Source organism: Nocardia australiensis, from assembly GCF_020733705.1.
Classification (GTDB): Bacteria; Actinomycetota; Actinomycetes; order Mycobacteriales; family Mycobacteriaceae; genus Nocardia; species Nocardia australiensis.
Window position 1 is genome coordinate 53,590 of the sequence record NZ_JAJFZM010000005.1, and the last position, 24,285, is coordinate 77,874.

Genomic DNA, 24,285 nt, shown 5'->3' on the forward strand with positions numbered 1-24,285 from the left:
AAAATGGTCAATCTGACGCGCATATACACCCGAACTGGCGATGCCGGACGTACCCACCTGGGTGATTTGAGCACCACTACCAAGACCGATCTTCGGCTTCGTGCCTACGCCGATGTCGACGAAGCGAACGCGCAACTCGGCGTCGCAATCGCGATGGGTGAGCTCGACGACGACGTCGTAAAGGTGCTCACCGTGATCCAGAACGACCTGTTCGACGTCGGCGCTGACCTGTGCACGCCGGTGAAGGTGGAGTCGTCGGTTCCACAGCTGCGGGTCGAGCAGGAGTACGTCGATCGGCTCGAGCGCTGGTGCGACCACTACAACGCAGACCTGCCCGCGATGCGATCTTTCATCCTCAACGGCGGTCAACCGGGTGCTGCGTTGCTGCATGTCGCCCGGACAGTGATCCGCAGGGCCGAGCGATCCGCCTGGGCGGCGTATGCCGAGCACGGTCCGACGATGAACCCTCTCGCGATCACCTACCTGAACCGACTCTCGGACCTGGTATTCATCCTCGCGCGGTACACGAACCGCGCAGACGGCGACGTGCCCTGGGTTCCTGGCGGTGAGCGTTGAGTGGTCGGCTGGGCCGGCCTCGTCGTCAACCCAGATGAGGGCGCTGGGAGACACGCGCCACCGTACGGCCGCGATTACTCGCTTGGCCAGGTGCTTGTCAACCGAGCAATCCGAGCGGTCAGGCGGCTTCGTGCTGCTTTGATGCGGTCGCGGGCGGTGAAGGTCGGGGGCATTGTTCATTCCTCTCGCATATAGCCGAGATGGTCAGGGCGCTCGAGACGCGGGCAGAGTCCTGCGGAGGTCCGTTACGGGACGTGTACTTCGAGCCGGCCTCACCAGTGGCGATGTTGTGGACGCTGATCGAGGGTCCGGATCGCCACTCGGGTGGACATCTGGTGTCCGCGGTGACGGAGTACGCGAGGTCCGGACCGCAGTGCTCGTCAGGCGGGAACGCCCGTCCGCTGCGCGAGGCTACGCAGTGGATTCTGGCGGCTCTGGTCGAGCAGTTCGGCGATGACCTGGCGCAGCGGGGTCTGATACGGCAGCCATTCGCCACCGCATCCGCGCCGCCCTGGGCTGATGTGCATTTTGCTGATATGTCAGCATAATCGACACTTTTGCGTAGAGTCGGCGCCATGAAGATCGTCGTGATCGGCAGAGGGCATGTGGGTGGCGGTTTGGCCCGACTGTGGAGTGGCCGCGGCCACCAAGTGGGCGCGCTGGGGCGCGACGGCGGCGACGCCACTGGCGCCGACGTCGTCGTGGTTGCCGTTGGGGCAGCGCAGATCTCGGATGCGCTCGGCGCTGTCACCGGCCTGGCGGGTCAACCCACCATCGATGCTTGCAACATCTACACCGACCGCCAGAACGCGTTTCCGTCGTTGTCGCACCAGATTCAGTCGATCATCGGCGGCCCGACCGCCAAAGCGTTCTCCACCAATTTCGCCAGCGCCTACGACCAGATCGGTGAGCAACGTGTGGCCCCGAGCAACCTTTATGCCGCCGATGACGACGCCCGGTCGTACGCCGAACAGCTCAGCGTCGATGCCGGATACGAACCGGTGTATGTGGGCGCACTGGATCCCGGTGCGCGTCTACTAGAAGACAGTTCCGGACTGACCCGGGCCTTGGCCGCGCGGCTCGGACCCTTCTTCTACCGCTACGCGCAGCCGGGGCAGCTGTGATGAAGGCGGTGAAGTTCACCGAGTACGGCGGGCCCGATGTCCTCACCGTCGTCGAGGTTCCCCGTCCTGCTGCCGGTCCCGGCCAGGTGGTGGTGGCTGTGATGACCGCGGCCACCAACCCGGGTGAGATCGGTATCCGCGAAGGACGGTTCGCGGCCATCTGGCCGGCCAACTTTCCCGAAGGACAGGGCAATGACTTCGCCGGATACGTCGCCGAGATCGGCTCCGGTGTCCATGATTTCGCGGTCGGCGACGAGGTGATCGGCTTCGCCCCGCGTTCGGCGCAGGCCGAGTACATCGCACTAGGCGCAGGAAGGGTCGCGGCCAAACCTGCCGATCTGCCGTGGGAGGCAGCCGCGACGATCGCCGGAGCGGGCGCAACGGCGTGGGCGTCGGTGGCCGCGGTCAACCCACAACCCGGCGAGACCGTTGTGGTGTCCGGTGCGGCCGGTGGGGTCGGGATCTACGCCGCCCAACTTGCCCGGCTGCGCGGCGCCGACGTCATCGGCACTGCCGGGGAAGCCAATGCCAGCCTGCTGAATTCGCTCGGGATCCGGCCCGCGCAGTACGGCCCGGGATTGTCGGCCCAGCTACGGGAGCTGGCGCCCAACGGCATCGACGGCTATATCGACACCTTCGGATCGGGCAACGTCTCGCTCGCGGTCAGCCTCGGCGTCCAACCACAGCGCATCAACACCCTCATCGACCAGGACGCGGTGCAGCGCTTCGGGGTGCACTCCGAAGCCCAGGAACAGGCCGACACACCGGCCATCTGGGCTGAACTCGCCGGCCTGGTCGCCCGCGGCGACGTCACGGTACCGATCGCGGCGGTCTATGACTTCACCACCGAGCACGTCCGCCGGGCTTACCGCGACGTCGGCACCCGCCACGTCAGTGGCAAACGCGTTTTGCGCATCATGTCGACACACCAGCAGGCCGGTCACATATGACGGCCGGTGTCCTGTTCGGCCGTGTGCTGACGGATCGCCGCCAGCAGCCGGTCCAGCGCCGCACCCAACGCGTCGAGCTCATCATCGGACAGTGGGTCGAAGAACAACTGACGAACCAGCGCCACATGATTGGGCGCCGCCTTCTCGATGGCCGCCGTGCCCGCGGCGGTGAGGCCGACAACCGAACCGCGAGCATCGCCTTCGTAGAACTCACGAACGACCAGACCCCGCTTGACCATCCGGGTGACCTGATGGGAGGTGCGGCTGCGATCCCACCCTAGCGCGACACCGAGATCCTTGGTCCGCAGTTGCCCGCCCGGCGCCTCCGACAACGGCACCATGACCGCATAGTCGGCCGCGGACAGGCCTTGCTCGCGGGACAACTGGCTGTGGAAAGCGCCTTGCAGCTCTCGCCGCACATCTCGGTAGGACTGCCAGATCCGCGCTTCACGCTTGGTGAGCCACCCAGATCGCTTCCACATGACACCTAAGCTAGCAGTGCGTCGGTCCCGGTCATTCAACAGAAAGGTAGGCAGTAAAGTGTCCCACCCAGATACTCCCGATGTGACGACGTCACCACTCAGCGGTGCCGAAGCGGCCAAGGCTGTGGTCCGTCGCAACACCGAACAAGTCCAGGGCCAAGGCGATTTCGCCTTGTTCGACAAGCTGTTCGCCGATGACTTCGTCGACCACACCCCCCAGCCCGGCACCACACCCGACAAAGCAGGCGTCCGCATCCTCTATGGCCGCATGCGCGACGCATTCGCCGACTTCCGCCCCGAGATCCACTGGCACACCGCCGAAGGCGACATCGTCACCACCTACAAGACCTACCACGGCACCCACCGTGGCGAATTCCTCGGCATCGCCGGAACCGGCAAGGCCATCCAATTCGAAACCGTCGACGCCATGCGAGTCCGCAACGGAAAGATCACTGACCACTGGGGAGTGGCCAACCTGTACTCCGTCCTACAACAACTCGGGCGGCTGCCTTCCTGACCATGCGACCAAACATGGCCGCGGCGTCGGGGATCTCCTACGACATCCTCGCCTGGACCGCAGAGTGGTATGTGTGAGAGGAGACGCTGCGAGCGGCGAACCTGGCGCTGATCGACTACCACCAAAGACTGCCGCTGACAGCGGCTTTCGGCACCGGCACCCTGTCGTCCTCGGACGGGCAGCGGTTCCCCATCCGCGGCAAATCCACCACCGCTCGCGCGGTCAACCTGTGGTTTGCCGAACAGGGCTTGTCGACCTATACCCACGTGACCGATCAGCACACCACCTACGGCACCAAGGTGATCGTCACGACCCGCCGCGAAGCTCATTACGTGCTGGACGAAATCCTGGGCAACGCAACGGATCTGCCGATCACCGAGCATGCGACAGATACCCACGGGGTGACGCTGGTCAACTTCGCGCTGTTCGATTTGCTCGGGATACAGCTGTCCCCGCGCATCGGATTTGGGCAAGATCACCCTGTGCCGGCCGGAGTCGCGGGCCGATGCCGAGGCACGGTTCCGGCACGCAAGCTCGTTGCTGACCCGCAAGCTGAATCTCGACCTGATCGCCGAGCATTACGACGACCTGCTGCTGCTTGCCGGATCGCTGAAGTTCGGGCACGCCACCGCGTCGCTGTTGGTCGGCAAGCTGTCGGCCTCGGGTCGGCAGAACGCTCTGGCAACGGCACTCAAGGAGTACGGCGCGAGGCGGATACCGACCACTACAGGTCCGCGACACCCTGTTCTGATCGCCACCTGGCGCGCCGACCAGAACAAGAACCTGGAGGACTACCTCCCGTTCGCTACCTCTGAACTGACCACGGGCCGGTCGTCGACGGCGTCGGTCCCGGGAGCAGCCGAGGCGGATGCTCTTGAAGACCTTCGCGGCAACATCAGTGCGGGCACAACCGCAAGAGCGCTGATCGCGAGTGCCCACCAGTAGGTTTGGGTGAACGCGTGCGTCAGTGTGTGGGTGATTTCGTCGGGTCGGACTGTTCTCGCGAACGCGTCCGCACCGGGGGCCCGGTGTTCGATGTTGCGCTGGACCAGCACCAGCAGCGCTGCGACACCGAACGAACTCGCCGCGCGGAGGCTGACGTTGGTAGCGGTTGTGGCCGAAGGGATTTCGGAGCGCTGCAACGTCTGGTAGCTGGCGCTCATCGCGGCAGGCATGATCATGCCGTGCCCGAGACCGATCACGAACAGCGTTGCCACGACCAGCGCATTGCTGGTGTCGGGGCCGATCTGGGTGAGGCCCAGGATGCCGAGCAACACCACGGGCAGTCCGGTGAGAATCAGCAATCTCGGGGAGTGCTTGTCGGTCAGTTTGCCGGTGATCAGCGTCGTCGCCATCGCGCCCAGTCCGACGGGCGCGACCATCGCTCCCGAGCGCAACGGGCTGTCGGCGTCGACGGTCTGGAAATACAGCGGCAGCAGCGCCGTCAGCCCGGATAGGGTACCGATGTAGGCGAATACCAGCACGTTGACGGCGGCGAAATTCCGATCCCGCAGCAACCGGACGTCGATCAGGGCCGCACCGCCCTTGCGGCGAGCGTGTAGAACGTAGCAGGCGATCAGCGCAACTCCGGCCAGCACGCTTGCGACGACACGGATATCGGTCAGGCTCGTCCCGCTGCCCGCCTGCGCGGTGCCGTACACCAGCACACCCAAACCGGGTGACAGCAGCACCAATCCGAGGATGTCGAGCCTGCTGTCGTGGTCGCGGACCTCGTCACTCGGCAGCAGTCGGATCGCGGCGATGACGGCCATCGCGCACAAGGGAACGTTGATATAGAACATCCACCGCCACGACAGGTGGCCGAGGATCAGACCCCCGACCGTCGGACCGAGTACGGGGGCGATCATCGCCGGCACCGAGACAGCGCTCATGACACGGCCCATCCGGGCGGGGCCGGCGGCGCGTGCCAGCATGGTCTGCCCTATCGGCAGGATCATGCCCGCGCCGAAGCCTTGCAGCACTCGGAATGCGATGAGGCTGGAGATGTTCCAGGCCATTCCGCACAGCACAGATCCGGTGATGAATAGCAGCAGCGAGACGATCCACATCGTCTTCGGGCCGAACCGCACGGTCGCCCACCCCGACAGCGGGATGCTCGCCGACAGCGCCAGGGTGTACCCGGTCAGCACCCACTGGATCGCTGACAGCGACGTATGGAACTGGGCGCCCAGGGTGTTCACGGCGACGCTGGTGATCGTGGTGTCGAGGATCGTCATGACCGCGCCCAGGACCACCACGATCACGAGTTTGCGCAGGGCCGGGTCGAAGTCGGTTGATGCCGTTGGCGGTTGTGTCATTGCGGGATTCCTCATCATCGTTATCGATACAGTGTATCGATAACGATACGGTGTTCTGTCAAGTGATACGGTGTCTCGGGTAGACTGCGGACCGTGGAGCTGCATGAATCCGGCGAAGACACCGTCTCTTCCGGCACCCCGATCTGGGCGCGCGAGACACCGCGGCGACGACCCGCGGTGACCAGAGGTGACATCGTTGCCGCGGCAATGGAACTCGCGAATACGGAGGGTCTCGACGCCGTGTCCATGCGTCGGGTCGCCTCACGGCTGGGCGTCGGCCCGATGGCGCTCTACACGCACATCGACAGCAAGGATGACTTGTTCGACCTGCTCGCTGACGCGCTGGCAGGCGAGATCATTCTCGACGAGGACGAGCTCACTGCGGACTGGCGCGAGTCGATCACACGTGTGGCCCGGTGCGAGCGCGGCATGATCAAACGGCATCCCTGGGCCACAGACCTGGTCGGCAAGCGCACCACAATCGGACCGAACGCACTGCTGCATATCGAACAATCACTCAAAGCGCTGGACGGACTGAGTATTTCACCGGCGCAGGCGACACAGATCGTGCAGGCAGTCGACCAGTACACCACCGGATTCGTCCTCCGCGAAACCCTCGCATCGTCGCCAGAGTCGTTCGGGCTCGACTCGCCCACCGGCGCCTACCTTCGCGACGCAGCGACCAAGGCCGGCCACCAGCGGCTGGTGCAACTCCTCCAGCACAACCCGTCCGAACTTCCCGACCCCGACGAGAGCTTCGAACAAGGCCTGCGCTGGCTACTGGAAGGCATCGCGCGCGACATCCCTGGTCCGTGACCCCAGGAGGCGTCCCGGAAACGATCGTTCACGAGACACCTTGGGCGCAGCAGGTTCCTGCAGGCCAGGACTGTAAAGGTTGCCGTGTACGCGCCAACGTCAACCTGTCGCGGGTTCGCAATACACTCCGCGCCATGCGAATCGGCTACGGGCGGGTCTCCACCCGCGACCAACACCCCGAAGCCCAGCACGACGCGCTCACCGCCCACGTGGTGGGTTACGAATTCCACCGCGTTCCCGCCCGGCGCAGGTCAGGCGGTGGCGGGTCTCCGGGGCGGTAACTTGTAGCATCGACTGATGAAATTCGGAATGCTCTCTGTCGCAGGCGCTCTCGTCGTCGCCGCAGTGTCCGTTGCGGCTCCCACCGTCTCCGCCCTCCCCACCGGCTCAGCCGCGGCTGGGGATGGCCGAGAAGTGGTGATCATCGACGGCACACTGGAGTTGAGTGACCTGGACTCGTGCTGGGCTAGCGGCTTCCCGCGTGACATACGCTTCGAGAACCGTAGTCAGCGCAACTTCCTGGTGTACGCATCAAACGATTGCACAGGTGAACCCACCGCGACCGTGGCTCCGGGTGGCTCCGAGACGCATTACGGCTGGTCGGCCGTGGCGGCCAACTAAGAAGCGATTGGGTGCGCAAGCAGCAGGCTCCGAACGATAGTTTCGTTCGGAGCCTGCGTTTCTGTAAACCGCGCAGCTCAGTCCGGTAGGTACGCCGCGGAGTCACCGCCCGCACCGGTTAGTGCAGTTACTTCTGACACAGAATCTCGTCGGGCTCGGTGGCGAGGTTCGCAGACGGGTGTCACGGCGACACGGTGTGGTCGAGGTGGTTACGCGGTGGTGACGCCGTCACCAGCATGCCGCGATGTGCTGTCGTGAAATGTGTTGTGACGTGTCGTGAATTGGCAGGTGAACAGCAGAAACAGGGCGACCTTATGCGCTGACGAGGCCGTTTGAGGCGGCCGGACGGAGGGGTTGACACCCCGTCCGGACCGCAATGGAGTTCTACCAGCTTTCGACGGGTATGTCGGGGACGTTCGGCCAATTGGTGTGCCTCTCTAGAATGAGACGACCGTGTTCGTTCTTCTCCGGGAGTCCGCCGTGACCATTCAGCCCGTTCGCCTGTTCGGCGACCCCATCCTGCGCGCGCGTGCGGCGGAGGTCGCCAAGTTCGATCGTGAGCTGCGCCAGCTGGTCACCGACCTCATCGACACCATGCACGATGACGGCGGGGTCGGGATGGCGGCGCCGCAGATCGGGGTGGGGCTGCGGGTTTTCGTCTATGACACCGGTGATGCCGCCGGTCATCTCGTGAATCCGACATATGAGGTGGTCGGTGACGAGGAGCAGGTCGGACCGGAGGGCTGCCTGTCGATTCCCGGCGTTCGCTACGACACTCGGCGGGCACTGCGAGTGCGTGCGTCCGGGCTCGACCAAAACGGCAACCCGGTCGAGTTCGCGGCCGAGGGGCTGCTTGCGCGGTGTGTTCAGCACGAGACCGACCACCTCGACGGCGTGTTGTTCATAGATCGACTCGATCCGGCGGCACGGAAGGAAGCGATGCGCACGATCCGGGAATCCGATTGGTTCAGCGCGGGTGTGACGGTGCGCAGTTCGCGCGCCGTCGAGGCGAACCAGGTCGGCACGTTCGGGCGGGTCCGCTGATGCGCATCGTTTTCGCGGGCACACCCGATCCGGCCGTTCCGTCGCTGCGACGGCTCATCGATTCGCCTCGGCATGAGGTGGTCGCGGTGTTGACCCGCCCCGACGCGATCGCCGGGCGCGGACGCAAGGTGACCAGATCCCCGGTTGGCCTACTGGCCGACGAGCACGGTATTCCGGTGCTGACCCCACACCGTACATCGGAGCCCGAATTCATCGAGCAGCTCACGTCATTGGCGCCGGACTGTTGTCCGGTGGTCGCCTACGGTGCGCTGCTGCCACAGCAGGTGCTCGACATTCCCCGCTTCGGCTGGATCAACCTGCACTTCTCGCTGCTGCCCGCGTGGCGTGGTGCGGCGCCGGTGCAGGCCGCGATCGACGCCGGTGACGAAATCACCGGCGCCGCCACCTTCCAGATCGAAGCGGGCTTGGACACCGGTCCTGTTTTCGGCGTGGTGACCGAGAAGATCGCGGTGAGCGACACATCGGGAACGCTGCTCGAGAAGCTCGCTGTCAGCGGCGCCCACCTGTTGGAGACGACTCTCGACGGCGTGGAGGACGGCACACTGCAGGCTGCCCCGCAGTCCACCGGCGGTGTTTCCTATGCACCCAAGGTGCCGGTCGAAGCCGGGCGTATCCGATGGGATCAGCCCGCTCTGGCCATCAGCAGGCGTATTCGGGCGGTCACGCCGGCACCCGGAGCCTTTACCGAGGTCGCGGGTACGCGTCTCAAACTCGGCCCGGTCGATATGGTCGAGGAAGTGCTGCCGGAGGGTTCGATCGAGGTCAGGAAGTCTGGGGTCTTCGTTGGCACCACCACGACCGCGGTCCGCTTGAATCACATACAGCCACAGGGCAAACGAATGATGCCCGCCCTTGACTGGGCCCGTGGCGCGCGCCTGCGGCCGGGCGCGGTGGCCGAATGAGCGCCGATGATCGCAAGCATCCCGGGCAATCAGGCACCGGTCGTACCAACGATTCCGCATCGGTGAAACGAGGCAGTCAACGGAAGGACTCGGGCGTGCGAGACGACCAGGCACGTGACCGGAATTCGGTGCCGCGTAACAGCGGCGGCAGCGGTCGGGACGCAGGCCCATCGAAAGGCGCTGGCACGGGAGGCTCCTCGGGAGCGCGAGACCGGCGCGACGTGTCATCGGCCGCGGGGCGCACCGATCAGGGTCGGCGGAGCACAGGCACGAAGGGTGCGGGTGCCGCGCAGACCGAGCGAAGTGGTGGCGGCGCGAGCCGGTCGCCAGGCCAACGCGGCGGCTGGGCGGACCAGGGACGCCGCAACGTGGCCGCGAAGCGCGCAGCGGCGGCCGAGGGCGGAGGTGGAGCGAATCGGGCAGCGGGTCAACGGTCGGAGTGGGCAGATCCGGATCGCCGGGGTGGGTCCGCGAAGCGTGTCGGTGCTCGAGCCGGGAACACTTCCGGGTCGAAAGACGCTCGGGTGCAATCGAATAAGGGTATGGCCAGGTCCTCGGGGGCGAAAAAGTCTGCGCGGTCCAAGGAAACGAGTGCCGCGCGGACCGGCCGTGGTGGAGCCGACGGCTCGGTTGACGCGGTGCGGCTGGTTGCGGTGGATGTGTTGCGCGCCGTGCGGGAACGCGACGCGTACGCGAATCTTGTACTGCCCGGCCTGCTTCGGGAACGGCGGATCTCCGGGCGCGACGCCGCGCTGGCCACTGAGCTCGCCTACGGTGCCTGCCGATCGCTCGGGCTGCTGGACGCGGTGATCGCTGACGGTGCTGGGCGTGCGATCGCCGAGATCGACGGTCCGTTGCTTGATGTGCTGCGGTTGGGCGTGTATCAGTTGCTGCGCACCAGGATCGGTGCGCACGCGGCAGTGGATACCTCGGTCGCGTTGGCGCGTGCCGAATTCGGAACGGGTAAGGCCGGCTTCGTCAACGCCGTGCTGCGCCGTGCCGGTGAGAAGTCTGTCGATGAATGGGTGGCCGCGCTGGCACCACGAGATCCGGTGGGGCGATTGGCCTTCGAGTTCGCACATCCAGTGTGGATCGCGCAGGCATTCGCCGACGCGCTGGGTACGAGGGCCGGGGAATTACGCGATGTGCTGGCCGCCGACGACGCTCGACCGATCGTGCATCTGGTCGCCCGCCCTGGCGAGATCACCGCGGAGGAACTGGCATTGGTGACCGGAGGCGAGGAGGGCCGCTGGTCACCGTACGCGGTGTATCTGGACGGTGGTGACCCCGGAAAGCTGGAACCCGTACGCGAGGGTATGGCGGGTGTGCAGGACGAGGGCAGTCAACTGGTCGCGCTGGCGCTGACCCGTGCCCCGCTCGAAGGGGCAGACGGGGGCCGCTGGCTCGATCTGTGCGCGGGGCCTGGTGGCAAGGCTGCACTGCTCGGCTCGCTCGCCGCTATCGACGGATTCCGCATCGACGCGGTGGAACCTGCCGAACATCGCGCCGAGCTGGTCCGTAAGGCCGTGCACAATCTGCCGGTCGACGTGCATGTCGCCGACGGCAGGCGCAGCGGCCTGAGACCCGGTTACGACCGTATCCTGGTCGACGCTCCCTGCACTGGTCTGGGCGCGCTGCGGCGCAGGCCCGAGGCGCGCTGGCGGCGCACCCCGTCCGACGTCGCGGATCTGGTCGCATTGCAGCGCGAATTGCTCGCCGCCGCATGGGATCTGCTGCGGCCCGGCGGCGTCGTGGTCTACTCGACCTGCTCTCCGCACCTGCAGGAGACAGTGGCGGTCGTAGCCGATGCGGTCCGCCGCACCGGCGCGAAACAATTGGACACCCGCGAATTGTTGCCCGGGGTTACCGATATCGGCGATGGTCCTGGTGCCCAGCTATGGCCGCACCGCCACGGGACCGATGCGATGTTCCTTGCGGCACTGCGCAAACCGCTCGAACAATAGCCCTTCCGACGAGCAATCGCCGACTGTTCGAGATCGCTCGGATTACCGGCCGGGCGACCCCGGCCGGTGAACGTGCGCTACCCGTTCACGCGAATAGTGTTACGAGGGTGCGGCTTTGAACAATTCGACCGGATTGCCGGAAGAATCGTCGGCCTCTACCTCGAGTGATGATGTCCCTGCGGAATCCGATGCCAGTAACCGCTTAGGAAATGAGGTCCTCGACCGCGAGTTGAAATCGGTTCCACCCGTCCGGTTCCAGGAGGTTTCGGGCGCGCGCCTCTACCACCGGTCGGCGTATTCAGCAGCAGCCGGAATTCGCCGTGTCCGAGCATCGTGAACCACGATCTCAATCCCGGGTGGTCTGCTCCCGCAGCCGGGCCAGGGTTTTCGCGAGGATGCGGGAAACGTGCATCTGCGAGATACCCATCCGCTGGGCGATCTGGGTTTGGGTCATCGATTCGAAGAACCGCATGGTGAGGATGCGGCGTTCGCGCTCGGGGAGGCCGGCCAGCAGCGGCCGGATCGCCACATATTCTTCCACTCGGTCGAACTGCGACTCCTCCTCGCCGAGGGTGTCCAGCAGCGACGCCTCGGTGTCGCGGCCGAGTGACGCGGCATCGATCGAGCTCGGCTGGTAGGCGTTGCCCGCGATGACGGCCTGGGTGACCTCATCGGGATCGACATCCAGTTCGGCGGCGATCTCTTTTGCGGTGGGGGAGCGCCCCAGCGTTTGGGAGAGTGAATCGATCGCCGCACCGATGCGCAGATGTGTTTCCTTGACCCGGCGCGGAACCCGCATGGCCCAGGTGTTGTCGCGGAAGTATCTGCGAACCTCGCCCATGATGGTCGGCACGGCGAAGGAGAGGAAGTTCGAGCCGCGCGTGACGTCGAACCGGTCGACCGCGTGCACCAGCCCGACCCTGGCGACCTGAGTGAGGTCGTCGAACGGTTCGCCGCGCCCGCTGAACTTGCGTGCGATGTGGTCGGCGAGTGGAATGCAGCGTCCGATCAGCTGGTCACGTACCGCGCCGTGGGATGCGGAGCCCGGCTCGGTCGCCGCGAGTTGATGGAAGAGCGCGGCCACGTCGTCGTAACCACCGCTTGTTCCGGCCTCCTCAACGGTTTCGGCGACCTCATCGGAATCGTCCGGTTTCGCGGCGGAATCGGAATCCTTGGTCTGGGCGGGTTCGATCTCGTCATCGTCTTTTCCAGCATCGAACACAGCGTTCTCGTCCGCCACTACGCCTTCCCTCGGACCCGACGGAACTCCACCGTTGTCGGATATCCGGAGATGGCCGAATCGTACGAACCCTGTGTTGCTTGCACCTCATCGGTGAGTGTACGCAGCACGTGCCAGCCGAAGCTGCGCTGGTCGGGCAGGCCCTCGGTCTCCGCGATACCGCTGACCCGCACCAGTAACGCGGTATCGCCGACGGTGAAGCGGCAATGCAGACTGGTGCCGCGCGCCGCGATCGCGATCAGCGTCGAGCACACCTCGTCCACCGCGAGCCTGATGTCGGCAACCTCGTCCAACGTGAAATCGCTGAGTAAGACCAGGGTTTCGGCGAGCCCACGCACGATGGGGAGCTGCGTCACCGACGCGGCTACCCGAATCTCTACCGGGGTGCTGTAAAGCCCCTGTTCCGCCGAAATGTTGATCACCCTATGCAGGCTACCCACTCCAGGCTCGGGCAATCGCACTACCGTTAGACTCCCGCGTTGTGTCCCCTTCGACGTTTACGCGCCCGTCCGCGCCGATGATCGCCCCTTCCATCCTTTCCGCCGACTTCGCGCACCTCGCTGACGAGGTGAAAGCGGTCGAAGGCGCCGACTGGTTGCACGTGGATGTGATGGACGCGCACTTCGTCCCGAACCTGACGCTCGGGCTTCCGGTGGTGCAGAGTCTGTTGCGGGTGACCGATATTCCACTGGACTGCCACCTCATGATCGATGACCCGGGCCGGTGGGCGCCGCCGTACGCCGAGGCGGGCGCGCACAATGTCACATTCCACGCCGAGGCCACCGACGATCCGATCGCTGTGGCCCGCGACATCCGTGCGGCGGGTGCCAAGGCCGGGCTCTCGGTCAAGCCGAACACTCCAATCGAGCCGTACCTGGAAATTCTGCGCGATTTCGACACCCTGCTGGTGATGAGTGTGGAACCCGGCTTCGGCGGGCAGTCCTTCATCGGGCATGTGCTGGAAAAGGCGCGCATTGTGCGCGGACTGGTCGATTCGGGCGAGCTGCGGCTGATCGTGGAGATCGACGGCGGTATCAACAACGACACCATCGAAGCAGCGGCGGAGGCCGGAATCGACTGCTTCGTCGCCGGATCGGCGGTCTACAACACCGCCGATCCCGGTGCCACGGTGGAACTGCTGCGACAGCGGGCCGCCGCGTTGCGTTCCTGAAACCCTTTGTGCCTGAATTTCCTTACAGGGCGCGAACTTTCGTGGCGCCCAGGGCGCGAGTCGCTTCGATGACCGCGCTGAGCGGGGGTAGTGTCGTCGCGTTCTCCGGCGGCTGGATCCACGTGCGGTAGCCGGTGTGCTCGTCGTCCGGCGACGGCAGTACGACCTGGCTGCCGGTGCAGGCGACGGTGGCGTAGAGCCGGAACAGCTCGGCGGACACGGCGGTGCTGAGTGTGTCGGGCCGGACGGGGCCGGTGATGAATGTCCAGCGCTGGGCCCGGGGATGGTGTACGACCGGCGCCGCGATCTGCGCTTCGGAGAGTTTTTGCTGGACGCGCTCGCCGAGGTCGGCGGGCATGGTGATGGCACCGTAATGGGTGCCTATGTGAAGCAGGATGCGGCGCGACGTCGGGTCGATTGATGCCGGCATATGAAATTCGTGCTGATATTGCACGCAACGAACTTCCAGCGTCGAATCGAGAAGAACAGTGGTCATGCAACACCCCCAATAGTGTCGAACTCGAATTGACCCATTGTGCTGCTGCTTATTGCACACACGATGCTGCTCTGTCTTCCTCGAGTAGTGGACTTCCCTGGATCGAACTCCATTGGGCCGCAATGGACCTCGGGCCGAACCGCTCCGCATCGAACCGCACTGGCCAGTCCGCGCCGAACCGTGTCGAGTCGAAATTGAACGATAGGAATCAGCTACATAACAATATTGCATCCAATTTCGTTCTCGCGCAAGCGTCCGGTGTAATCGGGCTTCAACCGGGGTATCCCAGAAATACAAAAGTATGGACCGCGCCTGAAATTTATCCGCACAATAGCGAAAATGGGATCTGACTATTATCGCCGACAGGTAAACGGCGATACTTCCGCATGTTCATGCATAATTGTCCGGTCAACGACAATGGGTGCTTGTTCAGGGCCGTGGGACCTGGCACGCGGTCTGATTCCCGCAGTGATCCCCGAGCCACGGTTTCGACCGGACGGTCGTGGGCAGCGCGTCTCGCACGTTCGAATATCCGCAACCGAATTCGGAGGGTGCAGACCTGACGCGACCGTCAGGCGAGGTGATCGGCAGGAGTCGCCGGATTACGGCACGACTTCGACGATATCGCCGACGTTGAGGTGGTTGAAGTGCCGAGCGGCGCCTTCGGGGGTGAGGCGGATACAGCCGTGGGACATGTGCTCTGCCGGGCCGACATGGTAAGCGATATCGCCGTTGAAGAAGACCGCGTAGTCCATCGGGGCGTTGTGCATGGTGCTCCAGTGGAATCGTTTCTTGCGGAATACCTTGAATACCCCGGTGGGTGTCTCGATTCCAGTCGTGTCGTGTGACATGGGGGCGGGGCCGTAGACCACCTTGCCGTGGTCCATGAGCCAGGCCTCCCTGGTGCCTAGTCGCAGGCAGGCGCGGGCCTGGTCGGAGCAGGGGGCGACGGTAGGGATCAGGGCGGGCAGGCCGGGGACGTCCGGTCCGCTCGGCCACAGAATGTCGGCGCTGGCCGGAGCGGCGAGGGGGAGTCCGGCCGAACCCACCGCGACCATGGCCGCGAAGCGGGCCGACCATGTGCGTAAGCGACGGTTCATGTCTTCAGGCCTCTCTAGCATTGCCCGCCCCGTGCGGTTCGCCGCCGGGTGCGGGGCCCGTTCCGCGGAGCAAAGCAAGGACCACCTGGTAATTCATCGTGATCATGACTGATCGCGCGGTCGCGAGCAACGATGGCGCGCTGGTACCGGGCCGACCGTTGCGCACACGAGTTCTCACCCCGGATCCGGCGATCGTCCTGACCGTGTCGCGGCCCTCGCGGCTCGGTGATCGCCCCCGATTAGGCTGGCGGACACCGACCGCAGGGAATAGCGGAACCGGTCCGAGCTGTTCGGTAATCGGTAGCTACGACGTGACAGGGAGTCAAGGATGTTCACAGGCATCGTCGAGGAACTCGGCGAGATCGTCGCCACCGAGCAATTGGTCGACGCCGCGCGGCTGACGATCAAGGGCAAGCTGGTGACTTCCGATGCCGGACACGGTGATTCGATCGCGGTGAACGGCGTGTGCCTGACGGTCGTCGACATCGTCGACGGCGATTCCTTCACTGTCGACGTCATGCGGGAAACGCTGAACCGTTCCAGTATCGGCGGGCTCGGCGCGGGTTCGCGGGTCAACCTCGAGCGCGCGGCCGCGCTCGACAGCAGGCTCGGCGGGCATCTGGTGCAAGGGCATGTGGACGGCACCGGCACCGTTATCTCCCGTGACCCGTCGGAGAGCTGGGAGGTCGTGCGGATCTCGTTGCCCGACGCCATTGCCCGCTATGTGGTGGAAAAGGGCTCGATCACCGTCGATGGCATCTCGCTCACCGTCTCCGGTCTCGGAATCTCGGATGAACCAGCGGCCGACGGAACTCGTGACTGGTTCGAGATTTCACTCATCCCGACCACGCTGAGCATGACTAATCTCGGCACCGCCGCAGTCGGCACCACGGTCAACTTGGAAGTGGATGTGATCGCCAAGTATGTGGAGCGCCTCCAGCAGCGCGGTTGATCTGCGTGGGCAGCGCCGCAGGCGCGGCAAGGCCAGCACAGTAGTGTAGTGAGGCACCCTTTTCGAGATGGAGCGCAGCAAACGTGACCAGGTTCGACACCATCGAGCGCGCAGTCGCCGATATCGCCGCCGGTAAGGCGGTTGTCGTCGTCGACGACGAAGACCGCGAGAACGAGGGCGACCTCATTTTCGCGGCAGAGAAGGCAACCCCTGAGCTGGTGGCCTTCATGATTCGTTACACCTCGGGTTACATCTGTGTGCCGCTGACCGGTGACGACTGCGATCGGCTCGGGCTGCCGCCCGCGTACGCGATGAACCAGGACAAGCACGGCACCGCCTACACCGTTTCGGTCGACGCCCGCGAGGGCATCACGACCGGAATCTCGGGTGCGGACCGCGCGACGACCATGCGACTACTCGCCGCCGCGGAGACCAAGGCCGACGACTTCACCCGGCCCGGCCACGTGGTGCCGTTGCGGGCCAAGGACGGTGGCGTGCTGCGCCGACCCGGCCACACCGAGGCCGCGGTCGATCTGTCCCGGATGGCAGGCCTGCGTCCGGCGGGTGTTATCTGCGAGATTGTCAGCCAGAAGGACGAGGGCCATATGGCCCGAACCGATGAACTGCGCGTCTTCGCCGATGAACACAACCTGGCGCTGATATCGATCGCCGACATGATCGCCTGGCGGCGCAAGCACGAAAAGCATGTGGTGCGGATCGCCGAGGCGCGGATCCCCACGGCACACGGTGAGTTCACGGCGGTCGGTTACCAGAGCATCTACGACGAGGTCGAGCATGTCGCGCTGGTGCGCGGCGATATCAGCAGCGGCGAGGACGTGCTGGTGCGGGTGCATTCGGAATGCCTCACCGGAGACGTATTCGGCTCGCTGCGCTGCGACTGCGGTCCGCAGCTCGACGCGGCGCTGGAGATGGTGGCCAAGGAAGGTCGCGGCATAGTGCTTTACATGCGCGGACATGAGGGCCGCGGCATCGGCTTGATGCACAAGCTGCAGGCGTATCAGCTGCAGGACTCCGGGCACGACACCGTCGATGCGAACCTCGAACTCGGGTTGCCCGCGGACGCCCGTGACTACGGCACCGGTGCGCAGATCCTCGTCGACCTCGGTATTCGGTCGATGCGGCTGCTGAGCAACAACCCGGCCAAGCGTGTCGGCTTGGATGGCTATGGGCTCAAGATCACCGAACGGGTGCCGATGCCACTACGGGCCAACGCGGAAAACCTGCGGTACCTGCGGACCAAGCGTGATCGGATGGGTCACGACCTGATCGGTCTCGACGAGCTCGACCTGGGCGAGACGGCGCAATAATTTCGGTAGCGCGGTGATTTTCGATCACAGCGCCTCCACGGAGATCCTGAAAGGCGGACTTCGATGAGCGGTACCGGCGTACCGAGCTTCGCGCTCGAGGATGCCAAGGAGCTGAAGCTCGGCATCGTCGCGTCGCGTTGGCACACGCGGATCTGTGACACCCTCGTCGCCAATGCTGAGCGGGTCGCGAAGGAGGCCGGTGTCGAGAAGTTGACGGTGGTCCGCTGCGCGGGTGCGATGGAATTGCCGGTTGTCGCGCAGGAACTGGCCCGCACACACGATGCGGTGGTCGCACTCGGTGTCGTGATCCGTGGTGGCACACCGCATTTCGAATACGTCTGCGATGCGGTGACCGCCGGTCTGACGCGGGTGTCGCTCGACGCGGGCACTCCCGTCGCGAATGGCGTGTTGACCACGAATGACGAGCAGCAGGCTCTCGACCGCGCTGGGCTGCCGGGTTCCGCCGAGAACAAGGGCGAGCAGGCCGCCGCCGCAGCACTCGACGCGGCCTTGACGCTGCGCGCGCTGCGGCAGTTGGCATAAGCCGATGCCAGTCGTCCGGATCTGGAGAAGGACCCCCGACGGCGGGTCGGCCGAATCTGCTGCGGGGCAAGCGTCCGAGTGGGAGCTCGAGGTGCGGCCGCGGCGCGCTGTGCGGACGGCGTGGATTGTCGCGGTGCTACTGGCTGCCTTCTTCATTGTGGGCGGTATCTTGCTGCGCACGGGCTCGACGGGTGTCGAATTCCGGCTCGCCGACCAGATCGCCATGATCGGGATCGGATTGATTGCCGCTGCCGCGGTCCTGTTGCTCACTCGCCCTCGTTTGCGCGCAGGCGCCAGGGGCGTCTCGGTCCGGAATATCCTTGGCGACAACGAGTTCCCGTGGGAATACATTCGCGGTGTCTCGTTCCCGGACCGAAAGTCCTGGGCCCGGCTGGAATTGGTCGATGACGACTACGTTCCGCTGCTTGCCATCCGCTCGAACGACAAACGATATGCCGCCGCGGCCCTCGATCGGCTCCGCGAGCTCGGCGCGAAATACACCGCGAAGCCGGAGTGACATCTTCGGCAACCTGAGTTCGTCGGTTCGCGATCTGTCCGAATCGTTTGTAGTGCCGTCGAACTGATGCCGCGCGGGGACGTCGGTGCTATTCGATCACCGAGGTCCGCGTCGGCACCACAGTGCTCGACGCTCCTGTCTCGTTGCCGATTGCGGCATTTGACACTGGAGCGCTGCGGTGGCGTACCCATAGTGCTGCTCGGGTGCGCCGAGGTGGCCGCAGGGGAAGGCGTGGCAGTATGCCGACAGTCAACGAGTATCGCCGAGCACCGCTCCCTCACGGCGGGGATCCGCGCCGCCGATCCAGCCGTCGGTGCCGTCGCGCCGCAATGCGCTCAGGCCGCTGGACTGCGGCGCTACCGAGACCTGATGCCCGAGTTCGCGTAAGCGCAGTATCAGCGGATCGTGATCTCCGTTGTCGGTGGCATTGATGGCCGGGTGTTCACCGCCGACGCCGGTGACCGGATCATTGCCCGCACCGAAGTCGACACTCGAAACCGCCTGTTGCGGGTCCAGACCCCAATCGAGCACGCCGAGCAGGGATTTCACGACGAACTGGATGATCACCGAACCGCCGGGTGAGCCGACGACCTGGGTGAGATCGCCACGGGTGCCGTCGGTTGCCCGGTCGAAGACGAGGGTCGGGCTCATCGAGCTGCGTGGGCGCTTGCCGGGCTGCACGCGGTTGGCGACGGGCGCGCCGTCGGTGCCGGTCGGGTTCGCGGAGAAGTCGGTGAGTTGATTATTGAGCACGAATCCATCGACGAAGTGGAACGATCCGAAGGCAGATTCCACGGTGGTGGTCATGGATGCGGCGTTGCCGTATTTGTCGACCACCGAGATGTGGCTGGTGCCGTGCTCGGGCGGTTGCGGACCCACCCCGACCGGAACCGGGCCGAAGTCGCCGGGCTGTGCGGTGCCCATACTGTGACCAGGATTGATCAGTGCCGAACGTTGCTTCAGGTAATCCCTGTTCAGCAGTGTTTGTGGTGAATTACCCGGCAGCGGGATGAAATCCGTGTCCGCGACGTACTTGTTCCGGTCGGCGTAGGCGAGCCGCTCGGCCTCCGAAATCAGGTGTACCGCCTCAGCTTTCGGTTTGCCGCCGTTGCGGTCGATATTGTCCGGCGCCAGCGCGGCCATGTCGAAGTTCTCCAGCATGCCGAGCGTCGCGGCGACGGTGATGCCGCCGGACGACGGGCTCGGCATGCCACAGATTTCGTGGGTGCGGTATCCGGTGCACAGTGCGGTCCGCTTCTTGGCCTGATAGTTGGCGAGATCGTCGGTGGTGATGAGGCTCGGGGTGCGGCCACCTGACGCCGAGGTCGCCGCGTCGACGAAATCGCGGGCGATCGTACCGGTGTAGAACGCGTCGGCGCCGTCGGTGGCGATGGCGCTCAACGTCTTGGCCAACGCCGGGTTGGTCAGTTTGGTGCCCGCAGGTTTCGCGGTCGCGTCCGGATTGAGGAAATACGCCTTCGCCGCGTCGTCGACGGCGAGGTCCTTGGCCGAATCGGCAATCTGCCCGGCCAGCCGCGGGCTGATCGAGAAGCCGCCGTCGGCGAGCGATACGGCCGGATCGAACAGCTCCCGCCAGGCGGTCTTGCCGTGCTCACGCTGGGCGAGTTCCAGCATTCGGAGCACGCCGGGTACGCCGATGGCCCGGCCGCTGGCGCGCGTGCTCGGTTTCGGCTCGGTTCGGTCGGTATCGCTGATCCAGCGTAGGTAGTTTTCGGTGGCGGCGGCGGGTGCCACCTCGCGCCCGTCGTATGCCTCGACGGTCTTGCCCGCGGCGTCGTAGTACAGCAGGAACGCGCCGCCGCCGATGCCCGATGCCTGCGGCTCCACCAGCCCGAGGACCGTCTGTGCGGTGACCAGGGCGTCCGCGGCGGTGCCGCCATCGTGCAGTACTCGGCAGGCGGCCTCGGTGGCCAACGGGTTCGCCGTCGATACCGCGTATGAACTGGTTCGCACGGCGGTCATATCGCTGCGGAAGCCGGACGCGATCTCAGGATTCGTGCTGATGTTGCGCGAGGTCGGGCCTTCCGACGCCGCCGGCGTGGCGGCTACCGCCGTCCCGTTCGGTGTGGTCGCACAGGCCGCTGTTTTGTCGTTGTCGGACGAACAGCCGGTAACCAGCCCAACCATGAGAACCATCGACGCTGTAGCGCCGGTCCAGATGTGTCGCACGCGCATTCACGGACTGTATCGCGCCCGATGCGCCCGACAGCGCGGTTTTCCCCAGCACGGAGAAGTGGGGGCCGCTGCGCTTGTACAGCAGACTCATCGATCCGATCACCGGAGACGCGCTGAAAGCGCTCTCGTCGCAACGTATTCCGGTCGGAATCGTCAGCGATATCGCATTCGATGTACGGCCGGTGTTCGCCGCAAGGGGCTGGGGCCGCTGGGTCGGTACTTATGCGCTGTCGTTCGAAGTCGGTGCCATCACACCGGATTCGCGAATATTCCGGTCGGCCTCGGAGGGCCTCGGCATGCCCGCCACCGCCACGCGCATGATAGGATACGGCGCCGAAGCGGAGGGTGGCGCAACGGCTCTCGGATGCGGTTTCGCTCTCGTCGACCTACTTCCGACCGCCTATCGCGCCCCGACGGATCGGCACGGGCAGTCGAGCTGTATGGAATCGGCCGCTGATCGCTGCATCGCGATCGGCCGCCCGGAGGCCGCATCCTCGCCGACGATGAAGTCGGCGCTCGAGCATGGGAATTCGCGGATTCACGTGTGAGTTTCCTGCGACCCGTCCGATGGCGATTTGTCACGTGGGTCACAGTCGGCCTGCTTCGGGTCGCTTGTGTGGCCCTCGTCATAAGCGAGGGCTACGCGATTGTTGGCCGACTGATCGTTCCGATAGCGTCGGGTTTGCGCGTCTGTGTGGCGTGGCGCAAAAGCTCGATGAGGAGTGGTCGTGGTTTCGTTTGTTTCTGCCGTCGGCGATGTGAAAGCCGTTCCGGCGGTCCGGGATCTATCCAAGGTTCGCCGGATTGTCGACGCCAACACCACGGTCAGGCATTTCTTCCGATTTGCCGTGGTCACGTCCAATATTCCCGTTGCCGTCCGCCGGGTGCGTCTGGGGGCGCTCGCGCTGGCCGCCGGCACACTCGGTCATTTCTTGCTCGGCCTGTTCGGCAGTGTGGAGGCCGGGGGAGCCAGCTCGGGAGAGTTCTTTGCCGGATGGGTGCTGGCGGCGAATGTTCTTGTTTTCGGGCTGCGAGAACTCTGGGTGTGGGTGACCGCCGTGGTGCTGGCGAGCTTGCAGATCTTCGTCGGACTGTTCACCGTCATCTCCGGACTGCCGTCCCAGGTGGGAATCCTCCCGGTGCTCGCGGTGATCGCGGGCGCCGGGGCCATCGTCGCGATGCTGTTGCGGCCCGCGTGCTCGGGCTGGTTCTTTCGCCGCTGTGCCTGACCCTGCGTGCGGCGTCGGCCCCGGCGTGTGTCGGTCCCGCTCGATAGGCTTGTTGGGTGGCAGATCCAGCGACGTACCGGCCTGCACCCGGCACGATTCCCGTCGAACCAGGTGTCTACAAGTTTCGGGACACCTACCGGCGGGTCATCTATGTCGGTAAGGCCAAGAGCCTCCGCAGCAGGCTGAACTCGTACTTCGCCGATATCGCCTCGTTGCACCCGCGTACCAGGCAGATGGTGACCACCGCGGCGAGCGTGGAGTGGACCGTCGTCTCCACCGAGGTCGAGGCGCTACAGCTGGAATACAACTGGATCAAGGAATTCGATCCGCGCTTCAACGTCCGCTATCGCGACGACAAGTCCTATCCGGTGCTCGCCGTCACCCTCGACGAGGAGTTTCCGCGACTGTTCGTCTACCGCGGTGCGCGGCGCAAAGGGGTCCGCTACTTCGGTCCGTACGCGCACGCCTGGGCCATTCGCGAAACCCTCGACCTGCTCCTGCGAGTATTCCCCGCGCGAACCTGCTCCAACGGAGTGTTCAAGCGCCACAATCAGATCGGGCGCCCGTGCCTGCTCGGCTATATCGACAAGTGCTCGGCGCCGTGCATCGGCCGGGTTAGTGCCGATGAGCATCGCCGTATCGTCGAGGATTTCTGTGACTTCCTCGCGGGGCGCACCGACCGGATGGTGCGCGAGCTGGAACGCCGGATGCACGATGCGGCCGAGGACCTCGATTTCGAGACCGCCGCCAGATTGCGCGATGACGTCCAGGCCCTGCGCCGGGCGTTGGAAAAGCAGGCCGTCGTGCTCGGCACCGGTACCGACGCCGACGTTATCGCCTTCGCCGCCGACGAACTGGAGGTGGCGGTGCAGGTTTTCCACGTCCGGGATGGCCGGGTGCGCGGCCAGCGCGGCTGGGTGGTGGACAAATCGGGCGACGCGATCGATGGTCCGGAGGCCGGCGGCGAAATGGCCGCCCTGGTCGAGCAGTTCCTCACCCAGTTCTACGGCGAGCAGGTTGCGCAGGTCGAGCAGGGGGCCGACGAACAACCGACCACGGTGGTGCCGCGCGAGGTGCTGGTGCCCGAATTGCCTGCCGATGCCGAACAGATCCAGGAGTGGCTGAGCAGGCTGCGTGGGTCTGCGGTGCGGTTGCGAGTGCCGCAGCGCGGGGACAAGAAGGCGCTCGCGGAGACCGTGCAGCGTAACGCGATGGAGGCCCTCGCCCAGCACAAGCTCAAGCGCGCGGGTGATCTGACATCGAGATCCCAAGCGCTGCAAGATATTCAGGAGGCTCTCGATCTCGACAGCGCCCCGCTGCGGATCGAGTGTGTTGACATCAGCCATGTGCAGGGTACCGACGTGGTCGCGTCGCTTGTGGTGTTCGAGGACGGCCTGCCACGCAAGTCGGAGTATCGCCATTACGCGATCAAGGAGGCCGCGGGCGAGGGCCGTTCCGATGATGTCGGCAGTATCGCCGAGGTGACCAGGCGGAGGTTCCTACGGCTGCGCCGGGACCGGGATGCCGCCGAGCGTGACGAACTCGACGGCACGCGTACCGAACTCGATATCGAGACCACGGTCGTGGTGGCCGCCGACGTGGCGGGAACGGTGGTCGCCGCATCCGAGGACGCCGAAATAGAACTCACCTCGCGCCCGGGCATCGACCCACGGACCGGACGTCCGAGGAAATTCGCCTACCCGCCGAACCTCTATGTCGTCGACGGTGGCGCGCCCCAGGTCGCGGCCGCCACCGAGGTCCTCGACGAGCTCGGTATCACCGATGTCGCGGTGATCGGACTTGCCAAACGGCTCGAAGAGGTGTGGGTGCCGGGGGAGAGCGATCCGGTGATCATGCCCCGCAACAGCGAATCGCTGTATCTGCTGCAGCGGGTGCGCGACGAGGCGCACCGCTTCGCGATTACCTTCCATCGCAGCAAGCGCTCGCGCCGGATGACCGCATCCGCGCTGGACTCGGTGCGTGGCCTCGGCGCCGCTCGGCGCACCGCCCTTGTCACGCATTTCGGCTCGGTGGCCAAGCTGAAGGAAGCGACGGTGGAGCAGATAACCGAAGTCCCCGGAATTGGCGTGGCGACCGCCAAAGCGGTGCTCGCCGCGTTGCGAGAGGAATAATAAGGAAGCAGCAGCGTTGCGGCCGCGCTAGCGTGCGCCCGAAAAG

Annotated in this window: 26 protein-coding genes and 1 pseudogene; 19 read left to right on the top strand and 8 right to left on the bottom strand. The window is 65.2% G+C overall.

What is annotated here, in order from left to right:
* Positions 1 to 3: 3 nt before the first annotated feature.
* Positions 4 to 576, top strand: a complete 573-nt coding sequence (locus LKE06_RS22490; protein ID WP_228001347.1) for a cob(I)yrinic acid a,c-diamide adenosyltransferase — start codon at positions 4 to 6, stop codon at positions 574 to 576.
* A 380-nt stretch (positions 577 to 956) separates the two neighbouring features.
* Here LKE06_RS22490 and LKE06_RS22495 read toward each other — a convergent pair whose 3' ends face one another.
* Entirely contained in the window at positions 957 to 1,103 is a 147-nt protein-coding gene (locus LKE06_RS22495) for a hypothetical protein (protein ID WP_228001348.1), read from the bottom strand.
* 48 nt (positions 1,104 to 1,151) lie between these two features.
* Here LKE06_RS22495 and LKE06_RS22500 point away from each other — a divergent pair, with 48 nt between their 5' ends.
* Both LKE06_RS22500 and LKE06_RS22505 read left to right on the top strand, forming a co-directional pair.
* The gene (locus LKE06_RS22500) at positions 1,152 to 1,700 is read left to right on the top strand and encodes an NAD(P)-binding domain-containing protein (protein WP_228001349.1); all 549 of its coding nucleotides are present in this window, start codon (positions 1,152 to 1,154) and stop codon (positions 1,698 to 1,700) included.
* Positions 1,700 to 2,650 (top strand): NADP-dependent oxidoreductase, encoded by a 951-nt coding sequence (locus LKE06_RS22505; protein ID WP_228001350.1) that lies wholly within the window; start codon positions 1,700 to 1,702, stop codon positions 2,648 to 2,650. Before LKE06_RS22500 ends, LKE06_RS22505 begins: the two co-directional genes overlap by 1 nt.
* Here LKE06_RS22505 and LKE06_RS22510 read toward each other — a convergent pair.
* Positions 2,641 to 3,132 (bottom strand): MarR family winged helix-turn-helix transcriptional regulator, encoded by a 492-nt coding sequence (locus LKE06_RS22510; protein ID WP_228001351.1) that lies wholly within the window; start codon positions 3,130 to 3,132, stop codon positions 2,641 to 2,643. The two genes, LKE06_RS22505 and LKE06_RS22510, sit on opposite strands and share 10 nt — an antisense overlap.
* 82 nt (positions 3,133 to 3,214) lie before the next feature.
* Between LKE06_RS22510 and LKE06_RS22515 the strand changes: the two genes are divergently transcribed.
* Entirely contained in the window at positions 3,215 to 3,649 is a 435-nt protein-coding gene (locus LKE06_RS22515) for an ester cyclase (RefSeq protein WP_228001352.1), read from the top strand.
* A 14-nt stretch (positions 3,650 to 3,663) separates the two neighbouring features.
* Positions 3,664 to 4,363 (top strand): annotated as a pseudogene (locus tag LKE06_RS22520) (Tn3 family transposase); the annotation flags it as partial.
* Between the two features lie 77 nt (positions 4,364 to 4,440).
* Here LKE06_RS22520 and LKE06_RS22525 read toward each other — a convergent pair.
* Positions 4,441 to 5,967, bottom strand: a complete 1,527-nt coding sequence (locus tag LKE06_RS22525; RefSeq protein WP_228001353.1) for an MDR family MFS transporter — start codon at positions 5,965 to 5,967, stop codon at positions 4,441 to 4,443.
* Positions 5,968 to 6,060: 93 nt separating this feature from the next.
* Between LKE06_RS22525 and LKE06_RS22530 the strand changes: the two genes are divergently transcribed.
* From LKE06_RS22530 to LKE06_RS22555, 6 genes are all read left to right on the top strand, one after another.
* Entirely contained in the window at positions 6,061 to 6,783 is a 723-nt protein-coding gene (locus LKE06_RS22530) for a TetR/AcrR family transcriptional regulator (RefSeq protein WP_228001354.1), read from the top strand.
* Positions 6,784 to 6,917: 134 nt separating this feature from the next.
* Positions 6,918 to 7,064 (top strand): hypothetical protein, encoded by a 147-nt coding sequence (locus tag LKE06_RS22535; RefSeq protein ID WP_228001355.1) that lies wholly within the window; start codon positions 6,918 to 6,920, stop codon positions 7,062 to 7,064.
* 16 nt (positions 7,065 to 7,080) lie between these two features.
* Complete coding sequence (locus LKE06_RS22540; protein WP_228001356.1) at positions 7,081 to 7,404, top strand: hypothetical protein; 324 nt, start codon at positions 7,081 to 7,083, stop codon at positions 7,402 to 7,404.
* A 480-nt stretch (positions 7,405 to 7,884) separates the two neighbouring features.
* The gene (gene def / locus LKE06_RS22545) at positions 7,885 to 8,448 is read left to right on the top strand and encodes a peptide deformylase (RefSeq protein WP_228001528.1); all 564 of its coding nucleotides are present in this window, start codon (positions 7,885 to 7,887) and stop codon (positions 8,446 to 8,448) included.
* Positions 8,448 to 9,371 (top strand): methionyl-tRNA formyltransferase, encoded by a 924-nt coding sequence (fmt, locus tag LKE06_RS22550; protein ID WP_228001357.1) that lies wholly within the window; start codon positions 8,448 to 8,450, stop codon positions 9,369 to 9,371. Before def ends, fmt begins: the two co-directional genes overlap by 1 nt.
* 542 nt (positions 9,372 to 9,913) lie before the next feature.
* Positions 9,914 to 11,335 (top strand): RsmB/NOP family class I SAM-dependent RNA methyltransferase, encoded by a 1,422-nt coding sequence (locus LKE06_RS22555; protein WP_228001358.1) that lies wholly within the window; start codon positions 9,914 to 9,916, stop codon positions 11,333 to 11,335.
* Positions 11,336 to 11,681: 346 nt separating this feature from the next.
* Here LKE06_RS22555 and LKE06_RS22560 read toward each other — a convergent pair whose 3' ends face one another.
* Together LKE06_RS22560 and LKE06_RS22565 are read right to left on the bottom strand one after the other, a co-directional pair.
* Positions 11,682 to 12,575 (bottom strand): SigB/SigF/SigG family RNA polymerase sigma factor, encoded by an 894-nt coding sequence (locus tag LKE06_RS22560; protein ID WP_228001359.1) that lies wholly within the window; start codon positions 12,573 to 12,575, stop codon positions 11,682 to 11,684.
* Complete coding sequence (locus LKE06_RS22565) at positions 12,575 to 12,997, bottom strand: ATP-binding protein (protein WP_228001360.1); 423 nt, start codon at positions 12,995 to 12,997, stop codon at positions 12,575 to 12,577. The genes LKE06_RS22560 and LKE06_RS22565 overlap by 1 nt, the downstream gene beginning before the upstream one ends.
* 95 nt (positions 12,998 to 13,092) lie before the next feature.
* Here LKE06_RS22565 and rpe point away from each other — a divergent pair, with 95 nt between their 5' ends.
* Complete coding sequence (gene rpe, locus LKE06_RS22570) at positions 13,093 to 13,746, top strand: ribulose-phosphate 3-epimerase (RefSeq protein WP_228001361.1); 654 nt, start codon at positions 13,093 to 13,095, stop codon at positions 13,744 to 13,746.
* A 22-nt stretch (positions 13,747 to 13,768) separates the two neighbouring features.
* On the opposite strand, the gene LKE06_RS22575 is transcribed toward rpe, so the two are convergent.
* Together LKE06_RS22575 and LKE06_RS22580 are read right to left on the bottom strand one after the other, a co-directional pair.
* Positions 13,769 to 14,242 (bottom strand): hypothetical protein, encoded by a 474-nt coding sequence (locus LKE06_RS22575; protein ID WP_228001362.1) that lies wholly within the window; start codon positions 14,240 to 14,242, stop codon positions 13,769 to 13,771.
* A gap of 602 nt (positions 14,243 to 14,844) precedes the next feature.
* Positions 14,845 to 15,342 (bottom strand): L,D-transpeptidase, encoded by a 498-nt coding sequence (locus LKE06_RS22580; protein WP_228001363.1) that lies wholly within the window; start codon positions 15,340 to 15,342, stop codon positions 14,845 to 14,847.
* A gap of 328 nt (positions 15,343 to 15,670) precedes the next feature.
* On the opposite strand from LKE06_RS22580, the gene LKE06_RS22585 reads away from it, so the two are divergent.
* The 4 genes from LKE06_RS22585 (at position 15,671) to LKE06_RS22600 (ending at position 18,682) form a co-directional block, all read left to right on the top strand.
* Complete coding sequence (locus LKE06_RS22585) at positions 15,671 to 16,294, top strand: riboflavin synthase (RefSeq protein WP_228001364.1); 624 nt, start codon at positions 15,671 to 15,673, stop codon at positions 16,292 to 16,294.
* An 83-nt stretch (positions 16,295 to 16,377) separates the two neighbouring features.
* Positions 16,378 to 17,622 carry a bifunctional 3,4-dihydroxy-2-butanone-4-phosphate synthase/GTP cyclohydrolase II gene (locus LKE06_RS22590; RefSeq protein ID WP_228001365.1) on the top strand — a complete coding sequence of 415 codons (1,245 nt, stop codon included), beginning with the start codon at positions 16,378 to 16,380 and terminating at the stop codon, positions 17,620 to 17,622.
* 63 nt (positions 17,623 to 17,685) lie between these two features.
* Entirely contained in the window at positions 17,686 to 18,165 is a 480-nt protein-coding gene (gene ribH, locus LKE06_RS22595) for a 6,7-dimethyl-8-ribityllumazine synthase (protein ID WP_228001366.1), read from the top strand.
* A gap of 4 nt (positions 18,166 to 18,169) precedes the next feature.
* Positions 18,170 to 18,682 carry a PH domain-containing protein gene (locus LKE06_RS22600; protein WP_228001367.1) on the top strand — a complete coding sequence of 171 codons (513 nt, stop codon included), beginning with the start codon at positions 18,170 to 18,172 and terminating at the stop codon, positions 18,680 to 18,682.
* 249 nt (positions 18,683 to 18,931) lie between these two features.
* Here the strand turns inward: LKE06_RS22600 and LKE06_RS22605 are convergent, their stop codons facing one another.
* On the bottom strand, positions 18,932 to 20,878 hold the full coding sequence (locus LKE06_RS22605) for a gamma-glutamyltransferase family protein (protein ID WP_228001368.1): 1,947 nt from the start codon (positions 20,876 to 20,878) through the stop codon (positions 18,932 to 18,934).
* A 74-nt stretch (positions 20,879 to 20,952) separates the two neighbouring features.
* Between LKE06_RS22605 and LKE06_RS22610 the strand changes: the two genes are divergently transcribed.
* From LKE06_RS22610 to uvrC, 3 genes are all read left to right on the top strand, one after another.
* Complete coding sequence (locus LKE06_RS22610) at positions 20,953 to 21,426, top strand: HAD family hydrolase (RefSeq protein WP_228001369.1); 474 nt, start codon at positions 20,953 to 20,955, stop codon at positions 21,424 to 21,426.
* 180 nt (positions 21,427 to 21,606) lie between these two features.
* Positions 21,607 to 22,107, top strand: coding sequence for a hypothetical protein (locus LKE06_RS22615; RefSeq protein WP_228001370.1), 501 nt, complete (start codon positions 21,607 to 21,609; stop codon positions 22,105 to 22,107).
* A 56-nt stretch (positions 22,108 to 22,163) separates the two neighbouring features.
* Positions 22,164 to 24,239, top strand: a complete 2,076-nt coding sequence (uvrC, locus tag LKE06_RS22620) for an excinuclease ABC subunit UvrC (RefSeq protein WP_228001371.1) — start codon at positions 22,164 to 22,166, stop codon at positions 24,237 to 24,239.
* Positions 24,240 to 24,285 lie beyond the last annotated feature (46 nt).

Excerpts from the sequence above, each read along its gene's own strand:
- fmt (WP_228001357.1), top strand. The coding sequence starts at position 8,448 with ATGCGCATCGTTTTCGCGGGCACACCCGATCCGGCCGTTCCGTCGCTG.
- LKE06_RS22525 (WP_228001353.1), bottom strand. The coding sequence starts at position 5,967 with ATGACACAACCGCCAACGGCATCAACCGACTTCGACCCGGCCCTGCGC.
- rpe (WP_228001361.1), top strand. The coding sequence starts at position 13,093 with ATGATCGCCCCTTCCATCCTTTCCGCCGACTTCGCGCACCTCGCTGAC.
- LKE06_RS22490 (WP_228001347.1), top strand. The coding sequence starts at position 4 with ATGGTCAATCTGACGCGCATATACACCCGAACTGGCGATGCCGGACGT.
- LKE06_RS22510 (WP_228001351.1), bottom strand. The coding sequence starts at position 3,132 with ATGTGGAAGCGATCTGGGTGGCTCACCAAGCGTGAAGCGCGGATCTGG.
- LKE06_RS22505 (WP_228001350.1), top strand. The coding sequence starts at position 1,700 with ATGAAGGCGGTGAAGTTCACCGAGTACGGCGGGCCCGATGTCCTCACC.
- LKE06_RS22575 (WP_228001362.1), bottom strand. The coding sequence starts at position 14,242 with ATGACCACTGTTCTTCTCGATTCGACGCTGGAAGTTCGTTGCGTGCAA.
- LKE06_RS22580 (WP_228001363.1), bottom strand. The coding sequence starts at position 15,342 with ATGAACCGTCGCTTACGCACATGGTCGGCCCGCTTCGCGGCCATGGTC.
- LKE06_RS22585 (WP_228001364.1), top strand. The coding sequence starts at position 15,671 with ATGTTCACAGGCATCGTCGAGGAACTCGGCGAGATCGTCGCCACCGAG.
- LKE06_RS22540 (WP_228001356.1), top strand. The coding sequence starts at position 7,081 with ATGAAATTCGGAATGCTCTCTGTCGCAGGCGCTCTCGTCGTCGCCGCA.
- LKE06_RS22495 (WP_228001348.1), bottom strand. The coding sequence starts at position 1,103 with ATGCACATCAGCCCAGGGCGGCGCGGATGCGGTGGCGAATGGCTGCCG.
- LKE06_RS22500 (WP_228001349.1), top strand. The coding sequence starts at position 1,152 with ATGAAGATCGTCGTGATCGGCAGAGGGCATGTGGGTGGCGGTTTGGCC.
- LKE06_RS22605 (WP_228001368.1), bottom strand. The coding sequence starts at position 20,878 with ATGCGCGTGCGACACATCTGGACCGGCGCTACAGCGTCGATGGTTCTC.
- LKE06_RS22555 (WP_228001358.1), top strand. The coding sequence starts at position 9,914 with ATGGCCAGGTCCTCGGGGGCGAAAAAGTCTGCGCGGTCCAAGGAAACG.
- LKE06_RS22535 (WP_228001355.1), top strand. The coding sequence starts at position 6,918 with ATGCGAATCGGCTACGGGCGGGTCTCCACCCGCGACCAACACCCCGAA.
- ribH (WP_228001366.1), top strand. The coding sequence starts at position 17,686 with ATGAGCGGTACCGGCGTACCGAGCTTCGCGCTCGAGGATGCCAAGGAG.
- LKE06_RS22600 (WP_228001367.1), top strand. The coding sequence starts at position 18,170 with ATGCCAGTCGTCCGGATCTGGAGAAGGACCCCCGACGGCGGGTCGGCC.